Origin of the sequence: Asticcacaulis excentricus (assembly GCF_003966695.1) — a bacterium.
Classification (GTDB): domain Bacteria; phylum Pseudomonadota; class Alphaproteobacteria; order Caulobacterales; family Caulobacteraceae; genus Asticcacaulis; species Asticcacaulis excentricus_A.
Map to the genome: position 1 here is coordinate 1,700,215 of NZ_AP018827.1, position 26,965 is coordinate 1,727,179.

At 62.7% G+C, this 26,965-nt stretch carries 23 protein-coding genes; 10 read left to right on the top strand and 13 right to left on the bottom strand.

The window, feature by feature from the left end:
- Positions 1-9: 9 nt before the first annotated feature.
- The 3 genes from glp to moaA are packed head-to-tail and all read right to left on the bottom strand — an operon-like array spanning position 10 to position 2,811.
- The gene (gene glp / locus EM6_RS07930) at positions 10-1,233 is read right to left on the bottom strand and encodes a gephyrin-like molybdotransferase Glp (RefSeq protein ID WP_126421697.1); all 1,224 of its coding nucleotides are present in this window, start codon (positions 1,231-1,233) and stop codon (positions 10-12) included.
- Entirely contained in the window at positions 1,230-1,796 is a 567-nt protein-coding gene (gene moaB / locus EM6_RS07935) for a molybdenum cofactor biosynthesis protein B (RefSeq protein ID WP_126421699.1), read from the bottom strand. Before moaB ends, glp begins: the two co-directional genes overlap by 4 nt.
- Position 1,797: 1 nt before the next feature.
- A complete protein-coding gene (gene moaA, locus EM6_RS07940; protein WP_126421701.1) occupies positions 1,798-2,811 on the bottom strand; it encodes a GTP 3',8-cyclase MoaA in 1,014 nt (337 codons plus the stop codon).
- A gap of 255 nt (positions 2,812-3,066) precedes the next feature.
- Between moaA and EM6_RS07945 the strand changes: the two genes are divergently transcribed.
- Positions 3,067-4,677, top strand: a complete 1,611-nt coding sequence (locus EM6_RS07945; RefSeq protein ID WP_126421703.1) for a carboxylesterase/lipase family protein — start codon at positions 3,067-3,069, stop codon at positions 4,675-4,677.
- Positions 4,678-4,723: 46 nt separating this feature from the next.
- Here EM6_RS07945 and EM6_RS07950 read toward each other — a convergent pair whose 3' ends face one another.
- The 4 genes from EM6_RS07950 to EM6_RS07965 form a co-directional block, all read right to left on the bottom strand.
- Positions 4,724-5,149 carry a GNAT family N-acetyltransferase gene (locus EM6_RS07950; protein WP_126421705.1) on the bottom strand — a complete coding sequence of 142 codons (426 nt, stop codon included), beginning with the start codon at positions 5,147-5,149 and terminating at the stop codon, positions 4,724-4,726.
- A complete protein-coding gene (locus EM6_RS07955) occupies positions 5,146-5,979 on the bottom strand; it encodes an alpha/beta hydrolase family protein (protein ID WP_126421707.1) in 834 nt (277 codons plus the stop codon). Before EM6_RS07955 ends, EM6_RS07950 begins: the two co-directional genes overlap by 4 nt.
- 231 nt (positions 5,980-6,210) lie before the next feature.
- Positions 6,211-7,650: a mannitol dehydrogenase family protein gene (locus EM6_RS07960; RefSeq protein WP_126421709.1), complete on the bottom strand. Its 1,440-nt coding sequence runs from the start codon at positions 7,648-7,650 to the stop codon at positions 6,211-6,213.
- A 121-nt stretch (positions 7,651-7,771) separates the two neighbouring features.
- A complete protein-coding gene (locus EM6_RS07965; RefSeq protein WP_126422966.1) occupies positions 7,772-9,259 on the bottom strand; it encodes a UxaA family hydrolase in 1,488 nt (495 codons plus the stop codon).
- Between the two features lie 303 nt (positions 9,260-9,562).
- On the opposite strand from EM6_RS07965, the gene EM6_RS07970 reads away from it, so the two are divergent.
- Both EM6_RS07970 and uxaC read left to right on the top strand, forming a co-directional pair.
- The gene (locus EM6_RS07970) at positions 9,563-10,651 is read left to right on the top strand and encodes a LacI family DNA-binding transcriptional regulator (protein ID WP_126421711.1); all 1,089 of its coding nucleotides are present in this window, start codon (positions 9,563-9,565) and stop codon (positions 10,649-10,651) included.
- A gap of 283 nt (positions 10,652-10,934) precedes the next feature.
- Positions 10,935-12,347, top strand: coding sequence for a glucuronate isomerase (gene uxaC, locus EM6_RS07975; RefSeq protein ID WP_126421713.1), 1,413 nt, complete (start codon positions 10,935-10,937; stop codon positions 12,345-12,347).
- Between the two features lie 187 nt (positions 12,348-12,534).
- Here the strand turns inward: uxaC and acnB are convergent, their stop codons facing one another.
- Together acnB and EM6_RS07985 are read right to left on the bottom strand one after the other, a co-directional pair.
- Entirely contained in the window at positions 12,535-15,123 is a 2,589-nt protein-coding gene (gene acnB, locus EM6_RS07980) for a bifunctional aconitate hydratase 2/2-methylisocitrate dehydratase (protein WP_126421715.1), read from the bottom strand.
- A gap of 180 nt (positions 15,124-15,303) precedes the next feature.
- Positions 15,304-15,870 carry a DUF2239 family protein gene (locus EM6_RS07985; RefSeq protein WP_126421717.1) on the bottom strand — a complete coding sequence of 189 codons (567 nt, stop codon included), beginning with the start codon at positions 15,868-15,870 and terminating at the stop codon, positions 15,304-15,306.
- A 70-nt stretch (positions 15,871-15,940) separates the two neighbouring features.
- Between EM6_RS07985 and EM6_RS07990 the strand changes: the two genes are divergently transcribed.
- Positions 15,941-16,279 carry a GIY-YIG nuclease family protein gene (locus tag EM6_RS07990; RefSeq protein WP_126421719.1) on the top strand — a complete coding sequence of 113 codons (339 nt, stop codon included), beginning with the start codon at positions 15,941-15,943 and terminating at the stop codon, positions 16,277-16,279.
- Positions 16,280-16,465: 186 nt separating this feature from the next.
- Here the strand turns inward: EM6_RS07990 and acnA are convergent, their stop codons facing one another.
- Complete coding sequence (gene acnA, locus EM6_RS07995; RefSeq protein ID WP_126421721.1) at positions 16,466-19,144, bottom strand: aconitate hydratase AcnA; 2,679 nt, start codon at positions 19,142-19,144, stop codon at positions 16,466-16,468.
- A 220-nt stretch (positions 19,145-19,364) separates the two neighbouring features.
- On the opposite strand from acnA, the gene ccmA reads away from it, so the two are divergent.
- The 5 genes from ccmA (at position 19,365) to EM6_RS08020 (ending at position 22,344) form a co-directional block, all read left to right on the top strand.
- Positions 19,365-19,994 carry a heme ABC exporter ATP-binding protein CcmA gene (gene ccmA / locus EM6_RS08000; RefSeq protein ID WP_126421723.1) on the top strand — a complete coding sequence of 210 codons (630 nt, stop codon included), beginning with the start codon at positions 19,365-19,367 and terminating at the stop codon, positions 19,992-19,994.
- A gap of 186 nt (positions 19,995-20,180) precedes the next feature.
- Entirely contained in the window at positions 20,181-20,855 is a 675-nt protein-coding gene (gene ccmB, locus EM6_RS08005) for a heme exporter protein CcmB (protein ID WP_126421725.1), read from the top strand.
- 42 nt (positions 20,856-20,897) lie between these two features.
- Positions 20,898-21,632, top strand: coding sequence for a heme ABC transporter permease (locus EM6_RS08010; RefSeq protein WP_126421727.1), 735 nt, complete (start codon positions 20,898-20,900; stop codon positions 21,630-21,632).
- Entirely contained in the window at positions 21,632-21,808 is a 177-nt protein-coding gene (gene ccmD / locus EM6_RS08015; protein ID WP_126421729.1) for a heme exporter protein CcmD, read from the top strand. The genes EM6_RS08010 and ccmD overlap by 1 nt, the downstream gene beginning before the upstream one ends.
- Entirely contained in the window at positions 21,805-22,344 is a 540-nt protein-coding gene (locus EM6_RS08020) for a DsbE family thiol:disulfide interchange protein (RefSeq protein WP_126421731.1), read from the top strand. The genes ccmD and EM6_RS08020 overlap by 4 nt, the downstream gene beginning before the upstream one ends.
- A gap of 126 nt (positions 22,345-22,470) precedes the next feature.
- On the opposite strand, the gene EM6_RS08025 is transcribed toward EM6_RS08020, so the two are convergent.
- Positions 22,471-23,325, bottom strand: a complete 855-nt coding sequence (locus EM6_RS08025; RefSeq protein WP_126421733.1) for a prephenate dehydratase — start codon at positions 23,323-23,325, stop codon at positions 22,471-22,473.
- Between the two features lie 422 nt (positions 23,326-23,747).
- On the opposite strand from EM6_RS08025, the gene EM6_RS08030 reads away from it, so the two are divergent.
- Complete coding sequence (locus tag EM6_RS08030) at positions 23,748-24,452, top strand: c-type cytochrome (protein WP_126421735.1); 705 nt, start codon at positions 23,748-23,750, stop codon at positions 24,450-24,452.
- Between the two features lie 59 nt (positions 24,453-24,511).
- Here EM6_RS08030 and EM6_RS08035 read toward each other — a convergent pair whose 3' ends face one another.
- Positions 24,512-25,366 (bottom strand): NlpC/P60 family protein, encoded by an 855-nt coding sequence (locus EM6_RS08035; protein ID WP_126421737.1) that lies wholly within the window; start codon positions 25,364-25,366, stop codon positions 24,512-24,514.
- A 143-nt stretch (positions 25,367-25,509) separates the two neighbouring features.
- A complete protein-coding gene (locus tag EM6_RS08040; RefSeq protein ID WP_126421739.1) occupies positions 25,510-26,922 on the bottom strand; it encodes a leucyl aminopeptidase family protein in 1,413 nt (470 codons plus the stop codon).
- Between the last annotated feature and the right edge of the window lie 43 nt (positions 26,923-26,965).

Genomic DNA, 26,965 nt, shown 5'->3' on the forward strand with positions numbered 1-26,965 from the left:
CGCGTGTTTTCAGTATCTGTCTAAAGGCACATAGGTCAGCAGATCGCCCGCCTTGATCGCTGGCGCATGGGGCAGGCGGCGGATCAGCACGTCACTTTGGGCAAAGACGGCGATCAGCGACGAGTCCTGATCGGCAAAGGGCCGCAGGGCCGGGCAGCCCTTGTCGTCCGTCACAATGCGTCCCCTCAGCCAGGTTTCGCGCGGGCCATTGGCAGCGATATCGACGGCGGCAGGTAGACACAGGGGCGTCTCTCTTGGCGGCTGGCCTAACGCCGCCTCGATCCACGGCTTGAGGAACAGTTGCGCGCACACCATGCTGGAGGCCGGATTGCCGGGCAGGCCCAGCACGCGGCGACCGTCGCTGAGCGCACCCGTCCAGGTCGGCTTACCCGGCCGGATATTGACGCTGCCGAAGTCGATCTGAAGCCCCAGCCGCTCCAGCGCCGGTTTGACCAAATCATAGTCGCCGACACTGGCCCCGCCGATGGTGACGATCAGGTCGGCCTCGGTGTCTTTCAGTGCGTCGTGAATACCGTCCAGATCATCGCTTTCAACGCCAATAAAGCTGGCCTTCGCCCCCCACTGACGGCACATGGCCAATAGCGCAAAGGAGCCGGACTCAAAAATCTGATCCTCGCGCGGCTCGCTTCCCGGCGCGACCAGTTCGTCGCCGGTCGAAAGGATAGCGATGCGCGGGCGGCGCGCCACTTTTAGTGTCTTCTGACCGGCCGCCGCCGCCAGAGACAGCCGCCAGGCATCGAGGCGCACCCCCGCCGACAGCAGCTCATGCCCGGCCTTGAAGTCCTGACCTCTGGGGCGGATATGCGTCTTGGGGTCGTTCCAGCCGTCGGGCTCGATAAACACGCCCATATCGGTGACGCGGACGTTTTCCTGAATGACCACGGCCTTCGCCCCGTCAGGGACCGGCGCGCCGGTATAGATGCGCACGCATTCGCCCCATTCGACACGGCCCCCGAAGCGCCGCCCGGCGGCACTTTCACCGATCAGGCGCAGCGGCGCGCCCTGCGCCACCGGGTCGGTCAGCGACTTGCAGATGGCATAGCCATCCATGGCCGAGGCATCAAACGGCGGCTGATCGCGCGTGGCGATGACCGGCTCGCTGAGGACACGGCCCAGCGCCTTCGACAGGGCGACCTTGCGCGTCTGCGGTGCCGGAGCCGCCGCGCGCATAAACGTAACGGCCTCATCAACGGGGATACCCTTGCGCGTCATTTTTCCAGCAGCCTCGGCATCAGTTCGACCATGTTGCACGGGCCGTGGCGCGAATCGAGCTGCCAGCGGATGACCTTGTCCCAGCCATCCTTGCACGCGCCGTTCGACCCCGGCAGGCAGAAGACGAAGACGCCGCGGATGATCCCGGCCAGCGCCCGCGATTGCAGGGTGGACAGACCCACGGTCTGAAAACTGACCATATGGAAGATGGTCGAAAAGCCTTCGATACGTTTGTCGAACAGAGGCTCGACCGCTTCGGGGGTCACGTCGCGCCCGGTAATACCCGTACCGCCGGTCGAGATGATGACATCGACATTACCGGAGTCGATCCAGTTGGTGATGACCGTGCGGATATGCTCCTTGTCGTCGCGCACCAGCTCGCGCGCCGCCACGTGATGCCCTGCCGCCGTGATGCGCGCGTCCAGCAGGTCACCGGAGGTGTCGGTGTCGCGCGTGCGGCTGTCCGACACGGTGAGGACGGCGATATTGACCGGCTTGAACGACCGCTCGAAGTCTATGCGCCCCGCGCCGATATACGATTTTTCTTTATCCGTTAGTTCCATTCTATCCTCCGGTGACGGACATGGTCCGGCGCGGCGTGTAGGCGGTGTGCGGGGCCTGCGCCCCGATGAAAAAGTCGTGTGCCTTAGGCTTATGGCGCAGGGCCTCGGACAGGGCGGCACTGAGGGCGGCATTGCTGGCGTCTGCGCGCAGGGCGGCGCGCAAATCGACATGGTCGTCCTGACCCAGGCACATATAGAGTTGTCCGGTGCAGGTAATACGCACGCGGTTGCAGGTGTCGCAGAAATTATGGCTAAGTGGCGTGATCAGCCCCAGTCGGCCGCCGGTTTCCGCCACGTGGTAATAGCGCGACGGCCCGCCCGTCGTGTCGCTCAAAGGCGTGATGTCCCAGAAGCTTTGCAAATCGGCCATCACGTCGCGCAGGGACACGAACTGGTCTTCGCGCCCGGCGATCTCTTCGCCCAGCGGCATGGTTTCGATCAGCGAGATATCCATGCCGTTGGCGTGCGCAAAGCGGATCATCTCCGGCAGATGGGCACGATTATCCTGTTGCAGGGCGACCGTATTCAGCTTGACCTTCAGGCCCGCTTTTTGCGCCGTCGTGATGCCGTCCAGCACTTTTTTGAGGTCGCCACCGCGCGTAATGCGGCGGAAGGTGTCGGCATCCACGCTGTCCAAAGACACATTGATGCGCCGAATACCGGCCTCAGCCAGATGCGGCGCCGCCTCGGCCAGAAGCGTGCCATTGGTGGTCAGGGTCAGCTCTTTCAGACGCCCCGTATGCACCTGCGTGCCCAGACGTTTCAGGAAATCCAGAATTCCCCGCCGCACCAGAGGCTCCCCGCCGGTGATGCGCAGCCGCGTCACGCCCTGATCAATCAGGAACAGGGACAGGCGTTCAAGTTCTTCAAAACTCAGTAAATTTTCACGAGGGAGAAAAGTCTGTCTCTCTGACATGCAGTAGGTGCAGCGCAGGTCGCAGCGGTCCGTCACCGAAATCCGCACATAGGAGATGCGGCGATGATAGGCGTCGATCAGGGCGGGTTCGGAACGCATAGCCTTGCATAGCCGGAAATTCGCGGTCAGGACAAGGGTTTAGAGAGGGGAATGATCTCATGGATCATTCCCCTCAAGCCACCAGTGAGGCGGCGGCCAAGGCGGGGGAGCCGCCGCCCGGCAAGGGGCAAAACAAAAATCTGGATCATTAAGTTTCTACCAGAAATCATAAGGATCCAGATTTTTGGGCGGCTTTACATTTGCGTGTGGCGGGGCCACCTTGCGTCAAAATAAGAACCCACAGGAAATGCCCGCATGAAACGCCGTGATGCCCTTAAGGGCCTGTCCGCCCTGACCGTGTCCGCCGCCGTGACACCGGTATCAGCCGCAACGCCTAAGCCCAAATCCGTCACGGTCAAGACCACCAATGGTCCCGTGATCGGGCAGGTCCGGGCGGGCACGGCGGTGTTTCTCGGCCTGCGGTATGGCGAAACGACCGCCCCACCCTATCGCTTCCTGCCGCCGCGCCCACCACAGCCGTGGATCAAACCGGTCAGGGCGGATCGCTATGGTCCAGCCTGCCCGCAACCATCCACACCCGACACCTATGGCAAGAGTGAGGACTGCCTGTTCCTCAATGTGTGGACACCGGAGGCCTCAACACAGCAAAAGCGCCCGGTAATGGTCTATTTTCACGGCGGGGCCTATGCCAATGGGTCGGGCTCCGATCCGCTCTACGACGGCACAAACCTGTCGCAGCGCGGTGATGTGGTGGTAGTGACCGTCAATCACCGGCTTAACGTCTTCGGCTACCTCTATCTGGCGCGGCTGGAGCGACTGATTTTGGGGCAGCCAGGCCCGCTGGCCTTTTCGGGGAATTGTGGGCAGCTTGACCTCATTCTGGCGCTGCAATGGGTGCGCGACAATATCGCGGCCTTTGGCGGCGATCCCGGCAATGTCATGGTGTTTGGGCAGTCCGGTGGTGGGGCCAAGATCGCCACCCTGATGGCCACGCCGCAGGCCGAAGGCCTGTTCCACAAGGCCGCGACCATGAGCGGTCAGCAGGTGACCGCCTCCGGTCCCGGCAATGCTACGGCGCGGGCGAAGGCCTTTCTTGGGGCGCTGGGGCTGAAACCCGATGCCGAAGGGCTGAAGGCCGTGCAGACCCTGCCGTGGGAGATACTGGTCGCGGCGCTGAAGGTCACCGATCCGGTATTGGGCTCCGGCGGCGTCTATATGGGCCCGGTGCTTGATGAAGCCATTCTGTTGCGTCACCCCTTCTATCCGGACGCGGCGCCACAATCGCGGCACATCCCCATGATGATCGGCAATACGCACGACGAAACGCGCGGTTTTCAGGGGACTAATCCGGCCTTTCAGAACCTGACCTGGGAAGATTTACCGGAAAAACTGCCGCCCAATTACCGCGTCGATATCGACCCGTGGCGGGTCATCGACACCTATCGCAAACTCTATCCGCAGATGACGCCAACCGATGTCTATTTCGCGGCAACGACGGCGGGGCGGTCTTGGCGCGGGGCGATTATCGAGGCCGAAGAACGCGCCAAGGCCGGGGCCCAAACCTTTGTCTATCAGGTCGATTGGAAGACGCCAAAAGACGGCGGGCGGCTGGGCGCGCCACACACGATCGACATTCCGCTGGTCTTCCGCACCACCGCCGTACCGGAGGCCATCTCGACCGACAGCCCGCAGGCCCGGCGCATGGCCGACCTGTTCTCCGACGCCTTTATCGCCTTTGCGCGCAGCGGATCACCGCAGACCCCCGCCCTGCCCGACTGGACGCCCTACAGTCTGCCGGAGCGCCAGACCATGCTGATGGACCTGACGCCACAAATGGCCAATGACCCGCGCGGCGAAGAACGCAAGCTGTTTGAAAAGGTGCCGTTTATCCAGTCTGGCACTTAACGGATACCAACGGCCGAAGAGGCTGACCGCATCCGGCCGTTGAAAGTCACTGCGCCATAAACACAATCGGATAGGGATTGCCCGCCGCGTCGGTGTCGGAACGACCGGTCACCGCAAATCCGCACTTTTGATAGAAGGTGACATTGCCCGTCACCTGTTCGTTGACCTCGACGATCAGCGGGCCTTTCAGCACGCGGGCATGGGCGATCAGGGCGCGACCCACACCGCGCCGTTGCTGCGCCGGATCGACAAACAGCATGGCCAGCGTGTTTTGACCCGCCAGCACGCAAAAGCCGGCGGGGGCACCGTCGTCTTCGGCCACCCACACCTCGCCGTCCATCAGCCCGGCCAGCAGGTAGGGGCGGTAAAAGTCGATATCGCCCTCAGCAAGGAAATCATAGGCGGCGCGCACCGACTCTTCCCAGATGCGCGTCAGGGCGGCGACATCGACGGTGGTCGCTGTTCTGATCACCCCAGCACCTTGTCGATCCAGCGGGCCGCCAGCGACGGCCACTGATCGTGCGTGCCGTTCAGGTCGCGCAGCGCAAAGCCGTGCGGGGCCTGCGGGAAGATGTGGGCATCGACCTCGCCACCCGTCTGCTGCATGGCCTTGATCAGATTCAGGGCGTGATCGACGGGTACGATCTGATCGTGCAGGGCATAGGCCAGAAACACCGGCATGTGCGGAATCCCGTGCGGTTCCCCGGCTATACCGATGGGCCAGGCGTCGTAAAAGGCCTGCTTTTCGGCGGGCGGATAGTCGGGCTTGCCCGCCGGGGCCTTATAGTCGCGGTGATTGGCATTGATTGGGGCGTAGGCGATCAGCACGCCCTTCGCCTTTTGCGCGTGGTCCTGACAGGCCATGACGCCGGCCAGATGCCCGCCCGACGACAGGCCCACGTGCAGCAGCGGCAGGGGCGTCAAGCTTTCCAGATAATCGAGCGCCTTTAGCCCGTCCGTCAGGGCGATATCGTAAGGCCACACGCCACCATCCGCATCCGCCTGCCCCGGCTGACGATGCGTCAGCACATAGGCGTCGACACCCTGCGCATTGAGCCACAGGGCGACCTCCACCCCTTCGCGGTCGTGCACAAGATTGATATAGCCGCCGCCGCCATAGACGAGGGCGCGTGCCCGCGCCGGAGTCGGTGATTTAAATGCGCTCAGTTCGGCGCGCGTGACCTGCTTATGCACGCGATCCGGCCATTGCCCCTCCGGCGCATTGGGCGCGCCGTCGGACAAGGCGATTATATGGTCGGGCACAGGAGCTTCGACGGGCAAAACAGGGCAGGGGTTCGGCATGGGCTTGTCCTTTTTACAGGAGGGCAAGCGGTATAGGAGAGGAAAGGAGGGGTCAATCTTCATACCTCGCTGCAACTCACTGCGGCACCGCACGGGCGAGCGCAGTAAGTGATAGGGGCGGCTTACGATATACCCGCCCACCAAATCCTTTGAAGCTTAGTAAGACCCACCACCACCATTTGCTCCGCAAATGGTCCCCCTCCCCAGTAAACTGGGGAGGTATAGGTCTTGCTACGCGGCCACCTGTTCGCGCGACAGAAGCGTCTGATAGGCCGCTTCGACGGTGGCAATGACACGGGGGTCCTTCGCCAGCGCTTCCGGGAAGACCTTGCGATAGGCAAGGAAGGTCGCCACGTCCGACAGCTCGTCTTTCAGCCCCTTGCCCAGAGCGATCAGTTCATCGGCCAGCGGATCGGTGATCGTCTCACCGGCCACAGCCTTCGCGCGGATAAAGCGCATCCACGCGGCCAGCGGCACACCAAAGCGGCTCACCTCCTGACCCTTTTCCAGCGCCTCGGACAGGGACGACAAGAGACGGATCGGCAGCTTTTGCGAGCCGTCCCAGGCGATTTGCGACAGGAGGTGACGGATGGCCGGATTGCGGAAGCGTTTCAAAATCGCTTCGGAATAGGCGCTCAGGTCAAGGCCCTTCGGCGCTTCCAGCAGCGGCACCACGTCGCTCAGCATCAGGTCACGCGCCAGTTGCGCCAGTTCGGCATCTTTCATGGCTTCGGACACGCTCTCAATGCCCTTGTGCAGGCCTGTATAGGCCAGAGTCGAGTGCGGGCCATTGAGCAGGCGCAGCTTGGCGCGCTCATAGGCCGGGACATTGTCGGTCAGGATGACGCCGACCGAGGCCCAGTCCGGGCCGCCGTCGTGGGCGTGTTCCTCGATCACCCACTGGGTGAAGGCTTCGCGCTGAATCGGCCAGGCGTCTTCGAGACCAATGGCCGCCTTGACGCGCTCGCGCAGGGCGTCGTCAGTGGCCGGGGTGATGGAGTCCACCATGGTGCAGGGGCAGGCCAGATCGGCTTCGATCCTCAAAGCCAGGGCCGCATCCGTCTTCGCCACAAAGGCCACGACGGCAGCCTTCAGGCGGTGGCCATTCTTCGGCAGGTTATCGCAGGGGATCAGCACGAAGGGGGCCAAGCCCGCCGCATAGCGACGGCGCAGGCCTTCGGCGACATAACCGATATAGGATTTCGGCGTCTGCGGGTAGGCGAGGTCATGCACAATGTCCGGATGGGCGAAATCGAGTTCCCAATTCGGATCGAGGCAATAGCCCTTTTCGGTGACCGTCGAGGTGACGATCTGCACTTCGGGGCGCGTCAGGCGCTCCAGCACGGCTTCGATGTCCTCCGGCCCGACCAGCACTTCGCGCATCGAACCGAGGATCTGATATTCGATCTTTTCGTCGAGAATAGCCAGGGTGTAGAGGCCATCCTGCGGGGCCAGCGCATCGCGCACACCCTTGGAATGCAGCGACACACCGCAGATGCCCCAGCGCGGGTCTGTGGCCAGCAGCGCATCGACAAAGGCCGCCTGATGGGCGCGGTGAAAGGCACCGGGACCGAAATGGACGATCCCGACCGAGACCTTGGCCGGATCATAGGCGGGTTTGATGACATCGGACTTCAGGACGTCGAGCGTAGCAAGCGACAGACGGGTCATGCGGTTTCTTTCGGGCTATGTAATCAGCTAAACTGTGAAAAATTCCGCGGGGCCGCCCCAAGGAATTTTTCTCGATATTAAGGGAGGGGGCGCAGGGGAAACGCTGTTTCCCCCATGATACCTACAAAGTGACGCCATTCTTCCAGATGGCGATTTCGCGCTCGTCATTCTTTTCGTTGTTGGCGCGCTCACCCGACGCCACGCGCAGGATGAGGTCCATCAGGTCATCGGCGGTTTCGTCCAGCGTCTTGCCCTCCAGCGCCTGACCGGCATTGAAGTCGATCCAGTGCGGCTTCTTTTCGGCCAGAGCGGTATTGGAGGCGATTTTCAGCGTCGGCGCAGGGAAGCCCAGCGGCGTGCCGCGCCCCGTGGTGAACAGCACGATCACGGCCCCGGCCGCCGTCAGCGCCGTCGAAGACACGGCGTCATTGCCGGGCGCTTCGAGCAGCGACAGCCCCGGCTGCGTGGCGCGCTCGCCATAGCGCAGCACCTCGGTCAACTGGCTGAGGCCGCCTTTTTGCACGGCCCCCAGCGACTTTTCTTCGAGCGTGGTGATGCCCCCGGCCTTGTTGCCCGGCGACGGGTTTTCAAACACCGGCTGGTTGTTGTCGAGGAAGTATTGTTTGAAGTCGTTGACCACATCGACGACCTGATGAAACACCCCTTCGTCCCTGGCGCGGGCCATCAGGATGCGTTCGGCCCCGAAAACTTCCGGGATTTCGGTCATGATCGACTGACCGCCCGCCAGCGCCACGATGTCGGCCACACGCCCGACCAGCGGATTGGCGGTCAGGCCCGAAAAACCGTCCGAGCCGCCGCACTTGACGCCGATGGCGAGGTCCGAAACGTGGCACAGCTCGCGCTGATCCTTTTCGACCACCTTCACGAGTTCTTCCAGCGCCTCAAGGCCCGCCTCGTGCTCGTCCTCGACCATCTGGGCGGCGAAATATTTGAGGCGATCCGGCGTGCGGCCTTCGATCTCACCGATCAGGGCGCTGAGCTGATTGTTTTCGCAACCCAGACCGACGATCAGCACGCCGCCGGCATTGGGGTGCGCCGCCAGCGCCGCCAGCAGCTTGCGCGTATGGTTGAGGTCGTCGCCCAGTTGCGAGCAACCGAGCGGATGGGTCAGGGCATAGACGCCATCGACGCGGCCCTTAAAGCGCTCGCTTGCCACCTTGGCCAGCCGCTCAGAGGTGCGCGCCACGCAGCCGACCGTGCACAATATCCAGATTTCATTGCGGATACCGACGCGGCCATCCGCGCGGCGATAGCCCATAAAGGTACGCGCATCAGGGTGGGAACCGGGCCCTTCGGCGGCCACGGGCGCGTAGTCATAATCTTCGACCCCCGTCAGAGAGGTGGCCAGATTGTGCGTATGGACGTGCTCACCGGCCTTGATCGGCGCGATGGCGTGCCCGATACGGAAACCGAATTTCAGCACCGGCGCGTCCACGGCGATGTCACGCAGGGCGATCTTGTGCCCTTTGGGGATGTCGGTTCCGAGCGACAGTTGCACATCGCCAAAATCCAGCACCTCCCCGGCGCTCAGCGCTTCGACCGCAATCGCCACATCATCGGTAGCGTGCACGCGCACATAGCGCTTCATAGCCGGGGCCTTGATGTCCTTAGGGCCAAGGGCCGCGCAGGCGGAAGAGTCGTCGGGCATAATCGCTGTCTTTCTGACGTCCGACGCCCTCTGAGGCGAGATCGCGAACGCTGTTTTTTATGTTGACGGTTGGTAACCGGTGTCATACCTCTGAACGCGGTAGATAGGCAAGAGGCGTAACAGGGCTATGGACGGAAAATCTGCGCGCTTGCCCGCAGCCGCCATTTACCGCTAAATATAACAGATGAAACGGACTTTTGTATGTGACCGTTTCGCAATTCAGGCCGGAAGCAAAACCCACACATGACCACGACCGCTCTTCCCGAAGGCGCCCCCGATCCCGTCGAAGATTTCCTGAAGCGCCGCAAGAAGGCGACGATCAACGATGTGGCCTCTCTGGCGCGCGTCTCGAAGAAGACGGTGTCGCGGGTAATCAACCATTCGCCATCGGTGCGCGCCGAAACGCGCGATCAGGTCAACGCCATCATCGCCCGCATCGGTTTCAAGCCGGACCCGCAGGCGCGCGGCCTGGCCTTTCGCCGCTCCTTCCTGCTAGGCCTCGTCTATGACAACCCCAACGCCCAGTACGTCATCAATATCCAGAACGGTGTGCTGGATTGCATTCGCGGGTCGGGCACCGAGCTGGTGGTCCACCCGTGCGACAAGAACAGCGCGGATTTTATCGACGAAATCCGCGAATTCGTGGAGTTGCAGCGGCTGTCTGGCGTGATCGTCCTGCCGCCCATCGCCGAAAACCGTCAACTGCTGGCCGCGCTCGATGATCTTGATGTGCCCTATGTGCGAATCACCGCCATGCCCGGCGAAGAAAACACGCCGCCTATCGTCTCGTCGCAGGTGGTGTCGCGCGACCGCATGGGCTGCCGTGCGGCGGCGGAGCATCTGGCCGATCTGGGGCACCGCCGCATCGGCTTCATTTCCGGCCCGGCAGGTTACGCCTCGGCGCGTCAACGCCGGCAGGGCTTCGATGAAGGGCTTGAGGCGCGCGGCCTGACGCTCGATAGCGCCCTGATCGTGCAGGGGGAATATACCTTCGAGTCGGGCTACGCGGCCGGTAAGGCGCTGCTGTCGCAATCGCCGCGCCCGACCGCCATTTTCAGTTCCAACGACGAAATGGCGGTCGGTGTCTATAAGGCCGCCGCCGAGTTGGGCCTCAGCGTGCCCGATGACCTCAGCGTGGTCGGCTATGACGACGCCCCCATCGCCGCCCGCGTCACCCCCGGCCTGACCAGCGTGCGCGCCCCCATCCGCGACATCGGCCGCGCGGCCGCCGATGCCCTGCTGGCAGAAAACCGCAAGGACAGCACCGTCTTCGATACGGCCCTGATCGTGCGGGAATCGACCGGCCCGGCGGACCCATCGTTCAAGCCCTGAGACACAGCTTTCTGCGAACGAGTCTGGATCATTATGTTTCCATGGAAACATAATGATCCAGCTTTTGTTTGGCTCCTCGCCGGGCGGCGGCTGCGCCGCCCTGGCCGCCGCCTCAATGGCGGCTTGAGCGGAAGGATTTTATGAAAATCCTTCCGCTCCAAAATAGACGTTGATAAATGTCATGACACCGGTTACCTGTTGCAGCGGGAGATCATGAACCCGAAGACCGCCACAAAGTTCAGACAGAACGGTCCACGGTTTCGCTTTTTTCGGTATCTGTGACATGTCCAAGCCTTTGATTTTGAACGAAGACCGTCTGTTTTCGGCAGACCCGGCGCAACGCGCGGTGGCCCGCGAGCTGTATGCGCTGATCAAGGATTACCCCATTCTGTCGCCGCACGGTCATACGGACCCGCAATGGTTCGCCGATAATGCCAATTTCGGCAGCGCGACCGAGCTGTTCCTGGCGCCGGACCACTATATCTACCGGATGCTCTATTCGCAGGGCTATGATCTGAATGATCTGGGCGTGGGGTCCAAGGCCGGGCCTTCGACCGCCGATCCGCGCACGGCGTGGAAGATCTTTGCCGCCAATCAGCATCTGTTCCGCGGCACGCCGACCGCCATGTGGATGAACCACGTATTTGGCCACATTATGGGCTTTGACAAGCGCCTCGATGAGACGACGGCGGATGCGTATTTCGACCGCATCGGTGAGCTTCTGGCGTCTGACGCCTATAAGCCGCGCGCCCTGTTTGAACGCTTCAATATCGAGCTTCTGGCCACCACCGAGTCGCCGACCGACACGCTGGAGCACCATCAGAAAATTCGCGCGTCCGGCTGGAAGGGCCGCGTCGTCACCGCCTACCGTCCCGATCCGGTCATTGATGCCGAACACGAGGACTTCCGTGACAAGCTGAAAGTGTTTGCCGAGCTTTCCGGCGAAGACGTCTATAGCTGGAAGGGCTATCTGGCCGCGCACCGCAAACGCCGTGATTTCTTTATGGAGATGGGCGCGACCTCAACCGACCACGGCCACCCGACGGCCAAGACCGCCAATCTGTCGGCCAGCGAGTCCGAGGCCCTGTTCAACCGCATCATCGTCGGGGAATTTACCCCTGCCGATGCCGAGCTGTTCCGCGCCCAGATGCTGACCGAAATGGCGCGCATGAGCCTCGATGACGGGCTGACCATGCAGATTCACCCCGGCTCCTTCCGCAACCACAACCAGACGATCTTTGAAACCTTCGGGCGTGACAAGGGCTGCGACATCCCGCTGGCCACCGATTACGTCAATGATCTCAAGCCGCTGCTGGACGCTTTCGGTAACGAAAAGACCCTGACGGTCATCCTGTTCACGCTGGATGAGACCTCCTATTCGCGCGAACTGGCCCCGCTGGCCGGGCACTATCCGATCCTGAAACTCGGCCCGTCGTGGTGGTTCCACGATTCGCCCGAAGGCATGACGCGCTTCCGCGAACAGGTCACCGAAACCGCCGGCTTCTACAACACAGTCGGCTTCAACGACGACACGCGCGCCTTCCTGTCGATCCCGGCGCGCCACGACGTCGCCCGCCGCATCGACGCCAACTTCCTGGCGCGTCTGGTGGTCGAACACCGCCTCGAACTGGAAGACGCGGCCGAAACGATCAAGGACCTGACCTATAACCTGCCCAAGGCGGCCTATAAGCTGTAGGGTTTTGGGGTTTGCTTAAACTGGCCCCTTCACCCCATAGATTACAAAGCCCTCCGGTGCCGTCCGGAGGGCTTTGCTACATTTGCCTTTGGCAGGGAGGTAAAAAAAGAAGAGCCCCGCTGTTGCCAGCGAGGCTCCCTGTATCGGGGGTGCAGGGGTCTGCGACCCCTGCGCTATCTAACCGGGCTTACTCAGCCGCAACCGTAGACGCCACATCGGCATATTCTTCGATCTGGTCGAAGTTCATATAGCGATAGACTTCCGCGCCCTTGGCATTGATGACGCCCATGTCGGAGAGGTATTCCTCGACGGTGGGCAGGCGGCCCAGCTTCGAGGCAATGGCCGACAGTTCCGCCGAGGCCAGGAAGACGTTGGTGTTCTTGCCCAGACGGTTGGGGAAGTTGCGCGTCGAGGTCGAAACGACGGTCGCCCCTTCGCGCACCTGCGCCTGATTGCCCATGCACAGCGAACAGCCCGGCATTTCCATACGCGCCCCGGCGGTGCCCAGCACGTTGTAATGGCCTTCCTTGGTCAGTTCGGCGGCGTCCATCTTGGTCGGCGGGGCGACCCACAGGCGCGTCGGTATGTCCTTCTTACCGTTGAGCAGCAGGGAGGCGGCGCGGAAGTGGCCGATATTGGTCATGCACGAGCCGATGAAGACTTCGTCGATGGCCGTATTCTGCACGTCGGACAGCAGGCGCGCATCGTCCGGATCGTTCGGGGCGCACAGGATCGGCTCTTTGATATCATTGAGGTCGATGTCGATGATCGCCGCGTATTCGGCGTCGGCATCGGCTTCCATCAGCACCGGGTTGGCCAGCCAGTCTTCCATCGCCTTGATGCGGCGCGACAGCGTGCGGGCGTCCTGATAGCCGTCGGCGATCATGTTCTTCATCAGCACGATATTCGAGGTCATGTACTCGATGATCGGCTCTTTGTTGAGCTTCACGGTGCAGCCCGCCGCCGACCGTTCCGCCGAAGCGTCGGTCAGTTCGAACGCCTGTTCGACCTTCAGGTCCGGCAGGCCCTCGATTTCGAGAATACGGCCGGAGAAGGCGTTGACCTTACCCGCCTTGGCGACGGTCAGCAGGCCCTGCTTGATGGCGTAGTAGGGGATGGCGTGGACGAGGTCACGCAGGGTGATGCCCGGCTGAAGCTGGCCCTTGAAGCGGACAAGGATGGATTCCGGCATGTCGAGCGGCATGACGCCCGTCGCCGCACCAAAGGCCACAAGGCCCGAACCGGCGGGGAAGGAAATACCGATGGGGAAGCGGGTGTGCGAATCGCCGCCGGTGCCAACCGTGTCGGGCAGCAGCAGGCGGTTCAGCCACGAGTGGATGACCCCGTCGCCCGGGCGCAGGGCCACGCCGCCGCGGTTGGAGATAAAGGCCGGCAGTTCGCGGTGCGTCTTGACATCGACCGGCTTCGGATAGGCCGCCGTGTGGCAGAAGGACTGCATGACCAGATCGGCGGAGAAGCCGAGGCAGGCGAGGTCTTTCAGTTCGTCGCGGGTCATCGGGCCCGTGGTGTCCTGAGAGCCGACCGTGGTCATCTTGGGCTCGCAATAGGTGCCCGGACGGATGCCCTGCCCTTCGGCCAGACCGCAGGCCTTGCCGACCATCTTCTGCGCCAGCGTGAAGCCCTTGCCCGAATCGACCGGGGCGACCGGCAGGCGGAAGGCGGTCGAAGCCGGCAGGCCCAGAAACTCACGCGCCTTGGCGGTCAGAGAGCGACCAATGATCAGGTTGATGCGGCCCCCGGCCTGCACTTCGTCCAGAATAACGTGCGACTTGAGCTGGAAGTCGGCGATCTTTTGACCGGCCTTTTCGACCTTGCCTTCATAGGGGTAGATGTCGATGACATCGCCCATATCCATCTGCGACACATCGACTTCGATAGGCAGGGCGCCGGAATCTTCCTGCGTATTGAAGAAGATGGGGGCGATCTTGCCACCCAGCGTCACGCCGCCAAAGCGCTTGTTCGGCACGTAGGGGATGTCTTCGCCCGTGGCCCAGATGACCGAATTGGTCGCCGATTTACGCGACGAACCGGTGCCGACGACGTCCCCGACATAGGCGACGAGGTTGCCTTTGGCTTTCAGGTCTTCGATGAACTGGATCGGGCCGCGCTTGCCGTCCTCTTCCGGCGTGATGCCGGGGCGCGCGTTCTTCAGCATGGCCAGATAGTGCAGCGGGATGTCCGGGCGCGACCAGGCGTCTGGCGCGGGCGACAGATCGTCCGTATTGGTTTCGCCCGTGACCTTGAACACGGTGACGGTGATCTTTTCGGCGACCTTGGGGCGCGAGGTGAACCATTCGGCTTCGGCCCACGACTGAATCACATCCTTGGCGTTGGCGTTACCGGCCTTGGCCAGTTCCGCCACGTCGTGGAAGAAGTCGAACATCAGAAGCGTCTTTTTCAGCGCTTCGGCGGCGATCTTACCAACCACGGCGTCGCTCAGAAGGTCTATCAGCGGCTTGACGTTATAACCGCCAACCATAGTCCCCAGAAGCTCGGTCGCCTTTTCGCGGCTGATCAGTTCAACCGGGAAGTCGCCATGCGCCACCGCCGACAGGAAGGAGGCCTTGACCTTGGCCGCATCATCGACGCCCGGCGGCACGCGATAGGTGATCAGGTCGAGGAGGAATTCCGCTTCGCCGGCCGGAGGGTTCTTGATCAGTTCGATCACTTCGGCGGTTTGTTGCGCGGTCAGCGGCAGGGGCGGAATGCCAAGCGCGGCGCGCTCGGCCACATGGGCACGATAGGCTTCAAGCATCGGTACACCTTTGGAAAGGGTCTGGGGACGGACTTATGGAGTCCTTAGTTTGGCGCATATCGCAGGCGCGAAGCCTTGCATAGGCCACAGGGGTAAAATGGACGTGAAACGGCGCAGAAATTTGCATGGGTGAAGTTTGTTTTTCACCCCTGAACGGCGCTTTTGGCCATGATGAACGGCTCAGGCGCTGGGCGGGTCGGCGTCCAGACAGGCCAGAACCTCCTGCCCAATATCGGCGGGCCAGACGGCAAGGCGCTGACGAAGTGCGGCGTGATCTCCGGCAAACAGGGCGCGCGACGCCTCTTCGAAGCCTTCACGATCTCCGGCCAGAGTGACCATGACGCGATAGGCGGTATTGACGCGCGCCCTGGAGTCCGGGCCGCCTTTGCGCGCCGCGTCGATCAGCTTGCGCAAGGTCACTGACGCGCCGCCCGGCTGCTGCGATAGCCACTCCCAATGGCGCGGCAGAAGCGTGACTTCGCGCGGCACGACCCCCAGCTTTGGGCGTCCGCGTTTGACGGTTTCAGGCGCAGTTTCAGGTGTGGGGGCATAGCGCGCCTGAACGGCCGCTGCGTCGCCGCGCAGGTCGAGATCGATCACCTGACCCGTGGCACGATCAAGGATGATAACGGGGGCGTCGGGCTGCGCCGCAAGGGCCTTGTGGGCAGCCAGTGCGGCTTCGGCGGGCGGGCCAACGGTCAGACGGCGGGCGGCCTGAAACACGGCATAGAGGGGTTCGGACGTCATCGGGTTCTCAGAATTTATTTTACCCGGATAAAAATATGCGCTATCAGCGCCGCTGTCAAAGGAGAAGATCATGGACAGCCATGAAAAGAAGGCGGCCATCGCGGCCTATAAGGAACGCAAGGCGGTGAGCGGAGTCTATGCGGTGATCTGCAACGCCACGGGCGAGACGTGGGTGGGGGCCAGCCGCAATCTGGAGGCGCAGCAGAACGGCCTGTGGTTTGCGTTGCGACTGGGCAGTCATTGCCACGCCAGCCTGCAAGCCGCGTGGAACGCGCATGGCGAGACAGAGTTTCGCTATGAGGCGCTGGATCGCGTGCCGGAGGACTATTCCGACATGGCGCGTAAGGACGATCTGAAACGCCGCAAAGACCTGTGGCAGCAGCGGTTACAGGCGGAGGGGTTACTGTAAATTATCAGCCCACATGCCGAAGAAAGTAAGATACCCCACCACCACATCTCACCGCCTTCGGCGGCTCGTGCGGTCCCCCTCCCCACCAGAGGTGGGGAGGTATAAAAAGACAAAGAACCCCGCCGGTGACGACGGAGCTCCTCAATCGGGGTGCAGGGGGCAAGCCCCCTGCCTGCTTTACCAAACCTAGCCGCGGGCCAGATTGCGCAGCACGTAGGGCATGACGCCGCCGTTTTTGAAATATTCAAGCTCGGTCGGGGTGTCGATGCGGCAGCGGACCGGGAAACGGGCCACCTTGCCGTCCGAGGCGCGGAACAGCTCAACGATCAGTTCCTGACGCGGCTGGACGTTTTCGAGGCCGCGAATGGTGACGATTTCCTCACCCGTCAGGCCCAGCTTTTGCCAGCCGTCGATCTTGAACTGCAAGGGCAGGACGCCCATGCCGACCAGGTTGGAGCGGTGGATGCGCTCGAACGATTCGGCGATGACGGCGCGCACGCCCTGAAGCTTGGTGCCCTTGGCCGCCCAGTCGCGCGAGGAACCGGTGCCGTATTCCTTACCCGCGAAGATGACCATGCTGCGGCCTTCGGCCTTGTAGCGCATGGCGGCATCATAGATGGCCATGACGTCGCCCGACGGGAAGTGCTTGGTCACCCCGCCTTCGATGTCCGGCGTGATCTTGTTGCGGATGCGGATATTGGCGAAGGTGCCGCGCATCATGACTTCGTGGTGGCCGCGACGCGCGCCGTAGGAGTTGAACTCCGATACCGGCACGTCGTGGTTGGTCAGCCACTGACCGGCGGGCGAGGTCTTCTTGATCGAACCGGCCGGCGAAATGTGGTCGGTGGTGATCGAGTCGCCGAAGATGCCGAGCACGCGGGCTTCGACGATGTCGGTGACCTTTTCCGGCGTCATGGTCATGCCCTCGAAATAGGGCGGGTTGGCGACGTAGGTCGAGGTGGCGTCCCACTGATAGGTCTGACCGCCCGAAACGGAGATGGCCTGCCAGTGTTCATCGCCCTTGAAGACGTCGGCATAGCGGGCGCTGAACTTGTCATGGGTGACGTTGGCGCGCTGAATCTCGGCGATCTCGGCATTGGTGGGCCAGATGTCCTTGAGATAGACCGGCTCACCGTTGCTGCCGGTGCCCAGCGGATCGGTCGTCAGATTGACGTTCAGCGACCCGGCCAGCGCGTAAGCCACGACCAGCGGCGGCGAGGCCAGATAGTTGGCGCGCACGTCGGGGTTCACGCGGCCTTCGAAATTGCGGTTGCCCGACAGGACCGAGCAGGCGACGAGATCGGCTTCGTTGATGGCTGCCGAAATGGCTTCGGGCAGCGGGCCGGAATTGCCGATGCAGGTGGTGCAGCCATAGCCGGTCAGGTTGAAGCCCAGGGCATCGAGATCGGCGGTCAGGCCTGCGGCATTGAGGTAATCCGTGACGACCTGAGAACCGGGGGCCAGCGAGGTCTTAACCCACGGCTTGACGCTGAGGCCCAGTGCCTTGGCCTTACGCGCCACCAGACCGGCGGCGATCAGCACCGACGGGTTGGAGGTGTTGGTGCACGAGGTGATGGCGGCAATGACCACATCGCCGTGCTTGACGCTGTAGTCGGTGCCGGCGACGGCGGCCGAGCGGGTTTCGTCGCCCGCCTTGTTGAACTCACCGCTCAGGGCCTTGGCAAATTCCGATGCCGCGTCGGTCAGCAGCACGCGGTCCTGCGGACGCTTGGGACCGGCCAAAGACGGCAGCACGCCACCGAGGTCAAGCTCCAGCGTATCGGTGAAGACCGGATCGTTTTCCGGATCGAGCCACAGGCCTTGCTGTTTGGCATAGGCTTCGACCAGGGCGACGCGGGCAGGCCCACGGTTGGTGGCCGTCAGGTAGTCGATGGTGGCCTGCGACACCGGGAAGAAGCCGCAGGTGGCGCCATATTCCGGGGCCATATTGGCAATGGTCGCCTGATCTTCGAGCGACAGGGTGGTCAGGCCTTCGCCGAAATATTCGACGAACTTACCCACCACGCCCTTTTTGCGCAGCATCTGGGTGATGGTCAGGACGAGGTCGGTGGCGGTGGCCCCTTCCGGCAGCTTGCCGGTCAGCTTGAAGCCGATCACTTCGGGGATCAGCATGGGGATGGGCTGGCCCAGCATGGCGGCTTCGGCCTCGATGCCGCCGACGCCCCAGCCAAGCACGCTCAGGCCGTTGACCATGGTGGTGTGGGAATCGGTGCCGACCACCGTGTCCGGATAGGCGACGTCGCCGCCCGCCGCGACGCTGGTCCACACGGTCTGTGCCAGATATTCCAGATTGACCTGATGGCAGATGCCGGTGCCCGGCGGCACGACGCGGAAATTGTTGAAGGCGGACGAGCCCCAGCGCAGGAAGTTATAGCGCTCCATATTGCGCTCGTATTCGCGGTCCACATTCTTTTTGGCCGCATCCGCCGTGCCGAAATAATCGACCATGACCGAGTGGTCGATGACGAGGTCCACCGGGTTGAGCGGATTGATCTTGGCCGGATCGGCGCCCAGCTTGACCATGGCGTCGCGCATGGCCGCCAGATCAACCACCGCCGGAACGCCGGTAAAGTCCTGCATCAGGACGCGCGCCGGGCGGAAGGCGATTTCGTGTTCGACCGAGCCCTTATTGTCGATCCAGTTGGCCAGCGCCTGAATATCGGCCTTGGTCACCGACACGCCGTCTTCGTTGCGCAGCAGGTTTTCCAGCAGCACCTTCAGCGAGGCCGGCAGCCGCGAGATGTTGGGCAGGCCGTTGGCTTCGGCGGCCTTCAGGTCAAAATAGGTGTAGGTGTGGTCGCCGATGGTGAGTTCGGCCTTAGAAATAAAGCTGTCGAGGGACATGGTCGCTTTTCCTTCCGACCGCGTAAGGTGGGAACATCGCGGCCCCCAATGGGCCTGAAAACCGGCGTCGCGCGTTCCGCCCTGACGGACGCACAGGGTCCTGTCCGGGGTCGCACGGTTACCGGCCGATGGCGCGGTCAATTGCCTTCTAAACCGCTTCCGGCTACTCGTCTATGAAGAAGCCCCCGCCGTGGGGAATTTGTTCGGAAGTTTTCGCCTGATGGCCCTCTCTCTTGCGGTGGACGCGCTGAGCCTGAAAAAAGGCTATCGTCACCTGATCCATGACCTGTCGTTTTCGGTGGCACCGGGGGAATGCGTCGCCCTGACCGGGGCCAATGGGGTGGGTAAGACGACGCTGCTGCGTACACTGGCCGGATTTATCCGGCCGGACGGCGGACATGTGCGCTATGTGGATGGCGTCGATCCGGAGGGGGCAATGGCGGCGCAGGCCCATTATCTTGGCCACGCCGAAGCCCTGTCGCCGGGGCGTCTGGCTGGAGCGGAACTGGACTTTCAGCGCGCCTTTCTGGGAGGCACGGCGGCGGGACAGGCCGAGGCGATCCGGCGGCTGAACCTGTCGCCCCTACTGGAGCTGGAAACACGGATGCTGTCGGCGGGACAGAAGCGGCGACTGTCCTGCGCGCGGCTGATCCTGGCCAAGCGCCCCGTCTGGCTGCTCGATGAGCCGATGTCGCCGCTCGATGCCGAACACCGGGCGAAGCTGGCCGAGCTGATGCAGGCGCACCTGAGCGCGGGCGGGCTGATTGTTTGCGCCGTGCACGATCCGCTGCCGTTTGAGGTGCGCGAACTGCGACTGACAGCACCGGCGATGGAGGCGGTCTATGGGTGAGTTAAAGGTGCGTAGACTGGTACAGTTAAAGCCCCCACCACCACTCGCTACGCTCATGGTCCCCCTCCCCAGCAAGCTGGGGAGGTATGACAGAAGCAGAATATCTTGTACCTCCCCAGCTTGCTGGGGAGGGGGACCGCACGAGATGACCGCAGGTCAGCGAGATGCGGTGGTGGGGGGCCTTAAATGACAACGCCCTCTCCTTCTCTTGCCCTGTTGAAGCGCGATCTGGGCCTGTCTCTGGCACGCGGTGGCGGACCCGTGCTGGCCGCCGGGTTCTACCTGACTCTGATGGCCATGGTGCCGCTCAGCCTAGGCCCGGAGGCGCAAACCCTGTCGAAGATCGCGCCCGGCCTGACCTGGCTGTGTCTGGCGCTGGCCTCACTTTTGTCGCTGGAACGGCTGTTTGAGCGCGATTACGAAGACGGGGTGTTCGACCTGTTGCGCACCGGGCCACTGGCGCTCGAATGGGTAGCCTTTCTCAAATGTCTGGCGCAGTGGCTGGGCACCGGCCTGATCCTGTCACTGATGACGCCGGTGGTGATGATCCTGCTGGGCGCGCCCGTGGGCCTGGCTGGTTGGGCGCTGGTGGCGGCCCTGATCGGCTCGTTCAGCTTTGCCCTGATCGGCGGGGCAGGGGCGTCTCTGACTCTGGGGTCGCGCAAGGGCGGGGTGCTGATCGCCCTGCTGGTCCTGCCCTTCTATGTGCCGCCGGTCATTTTCGGTGCGGGCCTGATGCAGGCCTTCGTCACCGGCGCGCCCGTGTTTCAGGCGCTTAGCCTTCTCTGCGCCTACGGTCTGTTTGCGCTGGCGCTGGGCCCCATCGCCATGGGCGCTGCGCTGCGCAGTGCGTTAAATTGACAGACTTGTCGCTCTTCGTGAAACCGCCTATGTGAGACACCCATGATCATAAGCTGGCTGGCCAATCCGGACCGTTTCTCGAAGGTGTTTGCCCCCGTGCGCCCGTGGGTGGCGGGGCTGAGCCTCGTGCTGTTTGCGTGGGGGCTTTACCTCTGCTTCGTCTCGCCCGAAGACTATCAGCAGGGCGACACGGTGCGCATCATGTATATCCACGTCCCGGCGGCGTGGATGGCGCTGTTTACCTATCTTGTCATGGGCGTGGCCAGCTTCTTCGGCCTGATCTTCCGTCACGCCCTGGCCGATGCCGCTGCCAAGGCCGCCGCCCCCATAGGCGCAGTGTTCACGGCTCTGGCCCTGATCACCGGCTCCTTGTGGGGCAAACCCATGTGGGGCACGTGGTGGGAATGGGACGGGCGCATGACTTCGGTGCTGGTGCTGTTCCTCTTCTATATCGGCTATATCGCCCTGCACGCCTCGATCGAAGACGAACAGCGGGCGGCCAAATCGACGGCCATTCTGGCGCTGATTGGCCTGATCAACCTGCCCATCATCAAGTTTTCGGTCGATTGGTGGAACACTCTGCATCAGGGGGCTTCGGTTTTCCGCGCGGATGGCCCCACCGTCGCCCCGTCCATGCTGTGGCCGCTGCTGGTGATGGCACTGGCCTATAAGGCGCTGTTCGTGTGGCTGTGGCTGATCCGCATCGACACGGAAATCCTGAGCCGCAAATATAACGGGCTGCGGGCGCGTCTCGGCTTCCGCGAAGGAGGGGTGTAATGGATCTGGATATGGGCAAGTACGCCTTTTTCGTCTGGGGCAGCTATGGTGTGACGGCGCTGGCCCTGCTCAGCCTCACCGTGCTGAGCGTGCGCGCGCATCGTGACCGCGCGGCGAAGCTCAAGGCGCTGCAAGAGACTCTGGCGGCTGAAAAGGCGCAAAAGGAGGACGCATGAAGCGCCTTCTGCTGGCCGCGCCTCTGGTCCTGCTTGTAGGGCTTGCGGCCATACTCGGCTGGTACAATTTCCATAAAAAGACCGACTACGCCCCGGCGGAGCTGGTCGGCAAGCCGCTGCCGGCGCGCCTACTGACCGATCTGCACGACGGGTCGCTGGCCTCCTTGCCGGCGATCGCGCGGGCGTCGGGCAAGCCGGTACTGGTCAATGTCTTCGCCTCGTGGTGCACGCCGTGTCTGGCCGAGCACCCCTATCTGATGGACCTGAAGGCCAAGGGCGTCATCATTATCGGCATCGACCACAAAGACACCCCGATCAATGGGCTGAGCTTTATCGAAAAGCACGGCAACCCCTACGCGCGCATACTGTCCGACGAAGACGGGCAGATGGGGCTCGATCTGGGGATTTCAGGCGTGCCGGAGACCTTCATCGTCGGGGCGGACGGCGTGGTGATCGACAAGATCACCGGCCCCATCGTGCCGGAAACCGTGCCTGCGGTGTACAAGGCCGTCAGCGAAGGGACGACGCTGCCTTAATTATACCAACGGCCGAAGATGCTGACCGCATCCGGCCGTTGAAGACACGAGAATGTCTCATATGTGTCAGTGACATGAGAAATTCTCGAATGGAATACCAAGAGTCATTTTCAATGACCCTTGGTATTACACCCCCTGCGAGGCGCGGAAGGGGTCCATGGCATAGACGCCCAGCAACTCCACCTCTTCGGCGAAAAAGGCCAGTTCCTCAAAGGCCAGTTTTAGCAGGCGGTCGCTGGGGCGGCCTTCGACCTCAGCATAGAAGAAGGTCGAGGCAAAGATGCCGTCGCGGATATAGCTTTCCAGCCGGATCATATTGATCCCGTTGGTGGCAAAACCACCCAACGCCTTATACAGCGCCGCCGGGATGTTGCGCACACCGAAGACAAAGCTGGTCAGGACACGCTCGGCCTCTGCGGGGTCGGACACCTCGGCCTGCGCGCTGAGGACCAGAAAGCGCGTGGTGTTGTTGTGGGCGTCTTCCAGATTGCGACGCAGGATTTTCAGGCCATACAGTTCCGCCGCGATTTCCGGCGCGATGGCGGCGCGGTCACGCTCCTGCGTCTCGCTGAGGCGGCGGGCCGCACCGGCGGTATCGTGATAGATTTCCGGGCGGATCCCCAGGGCATTCAGCGAGTTGCGGCACTGCATCAGGGCCATGGTGTGCGAAAAGGCCACCTTGATATCCGACAGTTCGGCGTCCGGCGTCCCCATCAGGGTCATTTCGATGGGCAGGAAGCGCTCACCGATGATCTTCAGACCTGAATGCGGCAACAGGTGGTGCACGTCGGCCACCCGCCCGGCCAGCGCGTTTTCGACCGGAATCATGCCCAGAGCGCACTCGCCCGCCGCCACCGCCGCAAAAGCCGCCTCAAAGGACGGGAAAGCGGTCGGCGTATAGTCAGGGAACCAGCGGCGGCAGGCCTGATGGCTGAAGGCGCCGGGTTCGCCCTGATAGGCGATCTTTTGGGAAGCGGTCATGGCAGAGAGACCCTGAACAACAGAAAGCGCCGTCTGTGCCTGTCTTTCCGCCGTTTTTCAAGGGTTTCGGCGCAAAGCTCTATGCCTAAAGCGAAAGGTAGGTTTTGGAAATACAGGCGGTGAAACAAGAAATTAGAGCGAAATGTCCCCTCACCTCACAGTCATTTCTATCTAGCGCTGGAAATAGGGCGCGATTTGGCTTAGAGGCAAACAGGTGCGCAGGCGGCTTTCGCGGTTCTGCGACGATTTGACACAGAAGCCCTGAGGACGCTTTGCCGCGCGAAAGGCGGCTTGCGCAATGAGGCCTTTTCGTGTCAGAGAACAGAGATAAAGAGCCGCTACCCGGCATTGACCCCGAGGGGATCGTCCGGTCAAATAGGCGGCTGAACGCTGGGATATAGAGTCGGGACGTCAGAGGCGGCATGAGCGGTAATCTTCAGTTTAACAAGATCATGGCGGCGGGCCTCACGGCGGCGCTGGTTATTGTTGTGGCGCGCGTGGGCGTCGATGCCCTTTACCACACAGAACCGCCAGCCAAACCGGGCTACGCCGTCGAAGTGGCCGAAGCCGAAGCGGGTGGTGGCGCGGCCGCTGTTGAGCTTGATCCGGATTGGGGCACGGTGTTGCCGACCGCCGATCTGGCCGCCGGTGAAAAGGCCTTCGGCAAGTGCGTCTCGTGCCACAATGTCGATCCGGCCAATGCCAATATGACCGGTCCGGGCCTGTGGGGCGTAGTGGGTCGCGCGACGGCCGGCCATGCGGGCTTTGCCTATTCCGACGGCATGAAGGCGCACGCCGCCGAAGCGCCGACCTGGACCTATGATGAGCTCTATCATTTCCTCGGCAACCCGGCGAAGTGGGTCAAGGGCACCAAGATGGGCTTTGCCGGTATCAAGAAGCCGGAAGAACGCATCGCCCTGATCGCCTACCTGCATTCCAAGGGTTCGACCGGCTATCCGATCCCCGCCCCCGATCCCTCGCGTCAGCCGGGCGCTGCCCCGGCCGCAGCGGGTGCCGCTCCGGCCCAGCCCGCTGAGGCAGCGGCGGCACCGGCAACAGCGGCCAGCCCTGCCTCTGCAAAAGCGGCTCCGGCGGCATCGGCTGAGGCTCCGGCCGACGCACAATAAGCCAGACACAGAAAAACCCGCCGGAGACGGCGGGTTTTTTGCATCGAAATCTCTGTTTCTTAAAGTCGGCGGAAGGCGATCGGTCGCCCGACCCCCGCCGCTTCGATACGGTCCACGGCCTCACGCAGCGGCTCGATGACCGTCTTCATGTGGTGGCCATTGGCGTGGATGATGTGGTCTTCGTCGCGCATAATGGCGACGTGGCCTTTCCAGAACACCAGATCGCCGCGATAGAGCCCTTTCAGGTCCGCGCCGATGTCCAGCGCTTCGCCCATATGCGACTGCATGTCCGAGTCGCGCGGGCAGGCCTGACCGACGGCGTAGAGCGCCTGCTGCACCAGACCAGAGCAATCAAGCCCTTCGCTTTCGCGGCCCCCCCACTGATAGGGGGCGTTGAGATAGGTTTCAGCGACGCTGACATAGTCGTGGTCGAAATCCGTAAAATCCGACAGGTGGGCGCGGTAGATCCAGCCCAGATCATTGAGCTGCGCATAATTGCCATCCGTGCCGGTGACACTGACCAGCGCGTTGCGGCTGAGCGCACAGACGATCTGCGATTTCAGGTTCGGCTCCGAGAAGACGTAGCTGCGCAGGGTCGAAACATAATGGGTCGGCACGTACCAGTCGCGCGACAGGTCGGATTCGCGCACGTAACCGCAATAGCCGTCGCGCAGGGCCTGACCCCACACATAGTCGCGTGACCGTTCGATAACGCGGAAGCGCTCTCCGAACAGAACCTGATCCAATTGCTCGGCGCTGTCGCTGGGGGCGGCGCGGATAGCGCTGACCGGTGCGGCGCAGGCGAGGGTTTCGCCAACGACAAAGGTTTCGGCGCGCATCAGCCCCTGAAGGCGCTGATCGGCCTTGCCGTCCTTGAACGGCGTCATGCGCGGGTCGAAATCGTCGTGGGCCATTCTGCTGTCTCTAACTCACCATCATGCCCTTTTCACCTGCTTAACCTTCGTAAAAAAGTCTTAACAGAGAAAGGCTTAGAGCAAGACCATAACGCAAAGATGCGAATGTGGAGTTAATGGCACGACCGTCAGGGCGCAGATTGTCACAGCCCGCGGATCAGACGGAAGACGGCGCGCAGGGTCTGGGCCTCGGCCCCGACGGGGAAGCCCGGACGGCCGCGCGGGTTCCAGGCGTAGAGGTCGAAATGCACCCACGCCCCCGTCTGCGGCGCGAATTTTTGCAGGAAGAGGGCCGCCGTCACCGATCCGGCCTGCGCCCAACCCTGCGGATCATTGCGCAGATCGGCTATATCGGACTCCAAAGCGTCACGATACCCGGCCCACAGCGGCATCCGCCACAGCGGGTCGTGTTCGGCAATGGCCGCCACCTCCAGCCGCCGCGCCATCTCTTCATCGTCGGTATAGAAGGGGATGACTTCAGGCCCCAGCGCCACGCGCGCCGCGCCGGTCAGGGTGGCAAAATCGAGCGTCAGATCGGGCTCCAGCTCCGCCGCGCGCGTCAGGGCATCGGCCAGAATCAACCGCCCTTCGGCATCGGTATTGCCAACCTCGATCGACAGCCCGGCGCGTGAGGCGATGATGTCGCCGGGGCGGAAGGCGTCGCCGGAAATGGCGTTTTCCACGGCGCTGATCAGCACGTGCAGACGCACACGCAGATTGGCCCCCATGATCAGGCGCGCCAGCCCCAGCACATGCGCCGCCCCGCCCATATCCTTTTTCATCAGGGCCATACCGGCCCCGCCCTTGATATTCAGGCCGCCGGTGTCAAACACCACGCCCTTACCCACCAGCACGATCACCGGCTTGCGGACATCGGAAATATCCTCGACCTGCGGGGTCCAGTCGATTTCGATAAAGCGCGGGGCGCGGGCTTCGACCGTCGCGCGGCCCACAGCGTGCACCGCCGGGAAGTTTTCGCGCAGCAACGCATCCCCGGCAATGACGCTGATCTGTGCATTGAACTCTGAGGCCAGCGACCTCGCCGCCGATTCGATCTCCGCCGGGCCCATATCATTGGCGGGCGTATTGACCAGATCACGCACCAGATCGTGCGCCGAAACCTCCAGCGCCACGGCGTCGCGCGCCTCGGCATCGAGGTCGCTGGTGTCGAGCCGCACCTCATCGCGTAAGGCCTTGCCGGCCTTGTAGCGGTCAAAGACGTAAGCCCCCAGTTGGAACGCCACATGGATGGCCTTGCGATCCAGCCCCTCATCGGCTTTCAGCCGCCACACCCCGGTCGGCAACTGCCCCGGCAGGGCGCGGAAGCCCAGGGGATTATAGGCCCGTCGCACCCCCAGACCGAACCACGCCGCCAGACCGCCATTGAGCGGCAGCACGACCAGCGCTCCCGTCTTACCCGTAAAGCCCTTCGCCCGCAAAAACGCCGCCTGCGTCGCCTCCAGGGCGGACAGTGCCGCCTCCACCTCGTCTTCAAACAGGCCGAAGATGATGTTTTCCGGCGTTTTGGCGGGCGGGTTGGGCAAGGGCTTGGGCATGGCAGTCATCTCAGGAACAGCAGAGGGTTTAACCATATATTTA